Annotated in this window: 7 protein-coding genes; 5 read left to right on the top strand and 2 right to left on the bottom strand. The window is 40.2% G+C overall.

From position 1 onward, the window contains the following. On the top strand, positions 1–254 hold a 254-nt coding region (locus Q1V93_RS18545; protein WP_300666808.1), incomplete at its 5' end, for a hypothetical protein. Next, positions 241–963, top strand: coding sequence for a GLPGLI family protein (locus tag Q1V93_RS18540; RefSeq protein WP_300666805.1), 723 nt, complete (start codon positions 241–243; stop codon positions 961–963). The genes Q1V93_RS18545 and Q1V93_RS18540, both read left to right, overlap by 14 nt. Positions 964–1,020: 57 nt before the next feature. Here the strand turns inward: Q1V93_RS18540 and Q1V93_RS18535 are convergent, their stop codons facing one another. After that, the gene (locus tag Q1V93_RS18535; protein WP_300666802.1) at positions 1,021–3,330 is read right to left on the bottom strand and encodes a UvrD-helicase domain-containing protein; all 2,310 of its coding nucleotides are present in this window, start codon (positions 3,328–3,330) and stop codon (positions 1,021–1,023) included. 126 nt (positions 3,331–3,456) lie between these two features. Next, positions 3,457–4,296 carry an AraC family transcriptional regulator gene (locus Q1V93_RS18530; RefSeq protein WP_300666799.1) on the bottom strand — a complete coding sequence of 280 codons (840 nt, stop codon included), beginning with the start codon at positions 4,294–4,296 and terminating at the stop codon, positions 3,457–3,459. An 87-nt stretch (positions 4,297–4,383) separates the two neighbouring features. Between Q1V93_RS18530 and Q1V93_RS18525 the strand changes: the two genes are divergently transcribed. From Q1V93_RS18525 to Q1V93_RS18515, 3 genes are read left to right on the top strand one after another with little or no spacing between them, the layout of a single operon-like run. Further along, positions 4,384–5,361 (top strand): polysaccharide deacetylase family protein, encoded by a 978-nt coding sequence (locus Q1V93_RS18525; RefSeq protein ID WP_300666796.1) that lies wholly within the window; start codon positions 4,384–4,386, stop codon positions 5,359–5,361. Positions 5,362–5,371: 10 nt separating this feature from the next. After that, positions 5,372–5,779, top strand: coding sequence for a DoxX family membrane protein (locus tag Q1V93_RS18520; RefSeq protein ID WP_300666794.1), 408 nt, complete (start codon positions 5,372–5,374; stop codon positions 5,777–5,779). 43 nt (positions 5,780–5,822) lie between these two features. Further along, the gene (locus tag Q1V93_RS18515; RefSeq protein WP_300666791.1) at positions 5,823–6,836 is read left to right on the top strand and encodes a zinc-binding alcohol dehydrogenase family protein; all 1,014 of its coding nucleotides are present in this window, start codon (positions 5,823–5,825) and stop codon (positions 6,834–6,836) included. Positions 6,837–6,941 lie beyond the last annotated feature (105 nt).

Genomic DNA, 6,941 nt, shown 5'->3' with positions numbered 1-6,941 from the left:
CAAATGGCTACAACGTCAATTATCTCATTTGGAATGCTTCCATTCAACGTTCGTTCCTGAAAACCGGAAATCTCCTGGTTGGTATTGAAGCATATGATATCTTAAATCAGAATATCAGTAACTACCGTACGGTGAATAACAACGTAATCGTCGATCAAAGAACCAATATTATTCGTCGTTACTTCATGGCAAAAGTGACACTTAGATTCAACAATTTTAAAACGAAAGAAGATGATGGGAATGGCTGGTATTAGAATAAGTATTCTTCTGGGAATATTGTTCCTGGGAGGAGCTGTACAGGCTCAGTTGGTTCGTGAAGGTAAAATTACTTATGAACGAAGAACGAACCTGTGGAAAATCTTTGAAGATGACCGGATGCGGCAATTTGTCGGAGAAAAGAACAAAATCAAAGTAGAAGATTTTACGCTTTATTTCAATGATACAGCTTCTTTGTTCTCTTATGTTACACCTGATCAGCCTGATCCTCAGAGTTGGTTAACAATGAAAAACACAGTGTACAACTTGTTTGCGAAAAAACAACGTTTTGTATATATGGACATGATGGGAAATTCGATGACAGTTGGTGATTCTTTAGTGAAACACACCTGGAAGATTACCGATAAAACCCGTAAAATTGCAGGTTACGAATGTACCCGTGTAATCTGGCAGAAAAATGATTCCACGCGAATTTATGCATGGTATACGACAGATATTATCCCAACTGTAGGTCCTGAGAATATCCAGGGCTTGCCGGGTGCGGTTCTCGGATTGGCAACAGAAGACGGAAGTATCGTTTATTTTGCTAAAAAAGTGGATATTATTGCTCCTACTCCGGAGCAGATTACACAGCCGAAGAAAAAAGGAAAGCAATATACCGAAGCGGAATTGATTGCGGAATTGAAACAAAAGTTAAAAGGTCAGCCTTTCGGAGATCAGATCATTACCGGGATGTTCTATTGGTAGATTTTTCTAAAGAATATAAAAACAAGAAGGGGCGAATAATTATTCGCCCCTTCTTGTTTAGTCAATATCGAGAACTGTTAGTTTGGCAAATTTGAGAAGCAATGTTTTTGCTCCCGCATGCGGGAAGAAAATGGTTGCCTTCCGATCTACTCCGCTGCCTTCCAGTTTGGTTACTTTCCCTTTTCCGAATCGCTCGTGTTCCACATTGTAGCCAACTTTGATGTCGATGTTTACATCTCCGGCACCGCTTTTGGAATTCAATTCAGACATGCTTTTCATACTTTTCGGAGCAGAGGATGCCGCAGTGTTTCCGGGCATTCTGTTCAATCCGCCGGTAAAAGGCCGGTCAAAACCTGTTCGTCCGGAATTCAGTGAACGACCACCTGCCTGAGGAGCACCGTAAGCTGTTTCAAAACTCAAATAATTCGGGTCGATCTCAGAAATGAATCGACTTGGTTCGGACGTAATCAGATTTCCCCATTGGAAACGCGAAGCTGCATAGGAAATCGTACAGTTTTTCTCAGCACGGGTTACTGCTACATAGAACAAGCGTCTTTCTTCCTCCAATTCCGTTCGGGAATTAATAGAAAGTTGTGACGGGAAGAGGTTTTCTTCCAATCCGACCAAATAAACGTGTTTGAATTCAAGCCCTTTACTGGAGTGAATAGTCATCAAACTGATCTTATTCTTGTCTTCTTCTTTTTCGTTATCCGCATCCGTTAACAATGCTACATCAATCATGAAATCAGATAGCGTTGCCGGTTCATCTTCTCCTTTTTGAACGGTGAATTCTTTGATCGCAGCCAGTAATTCCTCGATATTCTGATAACGTTCCACTTCTTCCGGACCTTTGTCTTTTTCAGAATACAATTCTTTTAGAATTCCCGAGCTTTTCGCAATGGTTTGAGCCAATTGGTAGGCATTTTGGGAATTCAACTGAGCTGAGAAACTCTGGATCATAATTACAAACTCAGAGATTTTCTGTTTTGTTGCAGGGGGAATTGCAACCGGATACTTACCGAACTCGGAAATCACGTCCCAGATAGCAACGTCGTAATTGTTTGCTGCGATGATAATGTTTTCCCAGGATGTTTTCCCGATTCCGCGTTTCGGATAATTGATCACGCGCTTCAGTGCTTCTTCGTCTTTCTGATTTGCCGTTAAACGGAAATAGGACAAAATATCCTTGATTTCTTTACGCTGATAAAATGAAAGTCCGCCGTAAATTTTGTACGGAATATTCATTTTTCTCAAAGCTTCCTCGAATGCACGCGACTGGCGGTTTGTTCTGTATAGAATAGCAAAATCCGTCCAATCTCCGCTTTCCTGGTGTTTGACATCAAAAATCTTGTTGGCAATGATTTTACCTTCTTCGTTATCGGTCATTGCACGAATAACACGAATCGGATTTCCTTTGTCATTATCCGTCCAGACGTTTTTCTTAATCTGTTCCTTATTCTTTGAAATAACACTATTCGCTGCCTCAACAATACTCTGAGTACTTCGGTAGTTTTGTTCCAGTTTGTAAAGTTTATAATCCGGGTAATCGTTCCGGAAATTGAGAATGTTCTGAATGTTTGCCCCGCGGAATGAATAGATACTTTGCGCATCATCTCCAACCACGCAAATGTTTTCATAAACGGCAGCCAATTTTTTTACGATCAGGTATTGCGCATAGTTGGTATCCTGGTACTCATCCACCAGGATGTATTTGAATTTATGCTGATAGTAAGAGAGAACATCCGGGAAATCGCGTAAAAGCACATTGGTTTGAAATAACAAATCATCGAAATCCATTGCTCCGGCTTTAAAACATCTGACGGAGTATGCCTTGTAAATTCGTGCCAATTCGGGACGCTGACTGCTTTTGTCTTCATCCATGATTTCCGGATTACGCGCATAGTCGTCTGCGGAAAGCAGGTTGTTTTTCGCTGCGGAAATCCGTCCGTAAACCATACTTGGCTTATAGATTTTATCGTCCAGGTTCAATTCCTTGATGATGTCCTTCAACAAGCTTTTGGTATCCTGTGTATCGTAAATGGTAAAGTTTTGCGGATATCCCAATCGGTCGGCGTTGATCCGGAGGATGCGCGAAAAAACGGAGTGGAAGGTTCCCATTGTAATGTTTTTCGCCTCACTTGAACCCACGATCGAAGCAATCCGCTCAGTCATTTCTTTAGCGGCTTTATTCGTAAAAGTCAAAGCCAAAATGTTGAATGGGTCTATTCCCTGATCGATCATGTAAGCAATACGCATGGTCAGAACCCGTGTTTTTCCGGAACCTGCTCCGGCAATTACCATGGTTGGTCCTTCAAAGTTCTCTACCGCAACGCGTTGACTTTCGTTTAATCCGTTTAGATAATCCATAAGAACAAAGATAGTAACTATGAACTACTTGACAGAAAGGAAAGTAATTGATTCCGCTATATTTTTTAAACAGCAAATCAGTATTCGCAGAAATAAAGCCGTGATACTCAGATGTTCAAACGAGGTTCAACCGGTGCGATACGATTTCGGATTCGTTTCCCGGTATTTCTGAAATAACTTGTTCATATGGCTTGAATCGTTGAAGCCTACGCGTAAAGCGATTTCTTTAATCGGGAGACTACTTTGTTTCAATAGTTTTTCGGCTGTTTGTAAGCGGGTTTCATTGATCATATACCGGAGCGAATTTCCGGTATGTTTTTTAACAAAGCTTCCGACGTACCCGGGAGACATGTTCAAGAATTCAGCTAAGGCTTTTTGAGAAATTTTTTCTGAGTTCCCGATCTCGCTTCGAATATAATAGAGTAAACGGTCAATGGCAGTTTCTTCGTAAGCGGCGAAATTTTTACCCGATAAGGGTACAATGTTTCGAAGTACCATCAGTAAAATTGCTCCGAAAAGTTCATGTGCGATTTGTTTGGAAAAGCGACCGGGATGTTTGAATTCATTCAATAACTGAACACATAATGCGTGAATAAAGCTTTTGTCGCTTTGTGATTTAACGATGCATTGCGTCTGATTTCTTGCCAAAAGCAGCAATTCCCGGGTTTCTTTTGATAGGTGGTTTGACGTAATTAATGCATTTTTCTCTTCCAGGAGCGCTTCCGTAAATTTCAAGTAAGTGAAAGTAGTTGCTTCCGTAATGTGGAATTGATGATAATCGTGTGGTGTTAAGAGAAAGATGTCGTCTTTCTTGTATGGAAATGTAATATCATTCACCATGTGAAACCCGGAACCTTCATTGATTAAAATCAATTCATAAAAATTGTGTGTATGAACCGGATGAGGCCAGGAAGTCATGTGGATCTGAAATATGTTCAGAGCATGTTTGCTGAATAATCGTTTCAAGCTATTCTTTTTACAATTATACCATGTTTTTTTACAATTAGTTGAATTTGCTTCCGGCTAATTTTGAAGTTATAAAAACAAAAACAGATGAACTTAGCAAATACATGTAAAATTCTCTTTTTGATCGGGACAGTTGGAGTCGTTGTTTCTGCCTGTGATTCCAGAACGAATTCCGTTCAGACAGAGACAAACTCCAAACAGCAGAAAACCCATTGGCCAAATCATGCACGATTGGTGATTTCTTTCTCGATGCAGTTTGAAACAGGTGGTCAGCCGGAAGGAGCAGAAAGTCCTTTTTCCGGAAATCCATTACCTCCCGGAAACCCGGATTTACCCGCAGAAAGTTGGTATCGCTATGGTGCAAATGAAGGAATATACCGGATGCTGAATCTCTGGAAGAAACATGGAATTCATGTGACTTCTCATGTTGTCGGAGCTGCTGCGGTTCGTTATCCGGCAGTTGTAAAAGCAATTGCAAATGGTGGACATGAGATTGCCGGACACGGCTTTGCCTGGGGAAATCAATGGAATATGTCTTATGAGGAAGAACGTGCTTTTGTGAAAAAGGGAATTGATACCGTTGAAGCAATTACCGGAAAACGCGGAATAGGATATAACTGCAATTGGTTGCGAAGAAGCCCTAATACCCTGAAGGTGTTGCAAGAATTGGGATTCCTTTATCACATCGATGATTTAAGTCGCGATGAACCTTTCATTACAAAGGTGCGGGGGAAGAACTTTGTTATCATTCCTTATACTCTTAGAAATAACGATATCGTGAATGTGGAAGGGAAACACTGGAGCCCCGATCAGTTTTTAGCGCAATTGAAAGCTGAATTTGATCAATTGTATCAGGAAGGAGCTACCAAAAGAAGAATGATGAGTGTGAGTTTACATGATCGAATCGGTGGAACGCCGGCGATGGTGCATGTAATAGATGAATTTATTCAATACGCGAAAAAGAAACAGGGAGTGGTTTTCATGCGGAAAGATGAAATCGCGAGGTTGATTCAAAACGATCCCGATACTCCAATAGATAACGCGGAATTTTTAACGAATAACTAAATATAACGCTATGAGGAATAATCAAAAAATACCGGCATTGATCTTACGAATTGCTATGGGAATCAACTTTTTAGGACATGGATTGGTTCGGTTTCCAACCCTCTCAGGGTTCAAAACCTGGATGCAGGATGCTTTTGCAGGAAGTTTAATGCCCATTGGATTGGTAGGTGTCTGGGCAAGCATTTTACCTTTTTTAGAATTCGGGATCGGAGTTTTATTAATCACCGGGTTATTTATCCGGTTTGCATTGTATGCAGGTTCTTTCCTGCTGATTTGCCTGGTTCTTGGATCCTGTTTGATCGAGAAATGGGAATGGGCAGGAATACAGATGATTTATATTCTGTTTATTCATTTTATACTGAATAATGCGGAAATGAAGTATTTGAGTATAGATCATTTTTTGAAAAGAAATCATTAAATTGAATCACCTGTCAAACAATTAAATTTTAAATAAACCACATATGAAAGCAATTGGAATTACAAAGTCATTACCTATTAGCGAACAAGATAGTTTTAGGTTGTTCGAAGTAGAAAAACCAACTCCAACAGGTCATGAATTATTAGTCAAAATAAACGCCGTTTCAGTAAACCCTGTGGATTTTAAAATCCGGCAAAACAGTTTGAAGGATAAAATCTCCGAAACGCCTAAAATTTTGGGTTGGGATGCCACGGGAATTATTGAGGCCGTTGGAGAAGAGGTATCGTTTTTTCAAGTTGGAGATCTCGTTTATTACGCCGGCGATATTACCAAACAGGGAAGCGATGCCGAATACCAGGTCGTTGATGAACGGATCGTGGGTAAAAAACCAAAATCACTTAGTGATGCGGAATCTGCCGTAATACCGTTAACATCACTCACAGCCTGGGAAATTTTGTTTGATCGCATTCGGATTAATCCTGAAAAAGATAAAGGAAAAAGCATTTTAATTATCGGAGGAGCCGGAGGAGTAGGATCAATTGCTACTCAATTAGCTAAGAAGATTGCAGGATTGATAGTTATAACAACGGCTTCAAGACCTGAAACAATTGCCTGGTGCAAAGAGCAGGGCGCCGATTTTGTTGTGAATCACAAAGACCTGGTCAGCGAAGTGCGAAATGCCGGTTTTCATTACGTAGATTTCATTGTAGATTTTGTGGATACGAATAATTATTGGGATTCCATGGCTGAATTAATCAAGCCACAAGGTCATATTGCCTCAATTACCGGAAGTAGTGAGTTAATTGCACTCAATAAGTTGAAAGCAAAAAGTGCCTCTTTTTCCTGGGAGCTAATGTATACGCGGTCAAGTTTTCAAACCGATGATATGATTGAGCAGCATCATATTCTGAATCGGGTGGCAGATTTATTGGATCAGGGAGTTTTAAAGAGTACACTGAAAGAAACAATTATCGGATTGAATCCGGATTCGTTCAAGCAAGCACATACGATGCTGGAAAGTGGAAAAACAATCGGGAAAATTGCGATTAAGTATTAACGAATCAATTGTCTGATTTTAGAAATAATTGTACTGACGGTTAAAGAGTTAATGGATAAAAAAGTGAAATGGTAGTCCGGGTGACTACCATTTTTTACTTTTGAT

Origin of the sequence: Fluviicola sp., assembly GCF_030151805.1 — a bacterium.
Lineage (GTDB): Bacteria > Bacteroidota > Bacteroidia > Flavobacteriales_D > Crocinitomicaceae > Fluviicola.
Note: the sequence above shows the minus strand (reverse complement) of the source record. Positions and strands in the feature narration are given on the sequence as shown.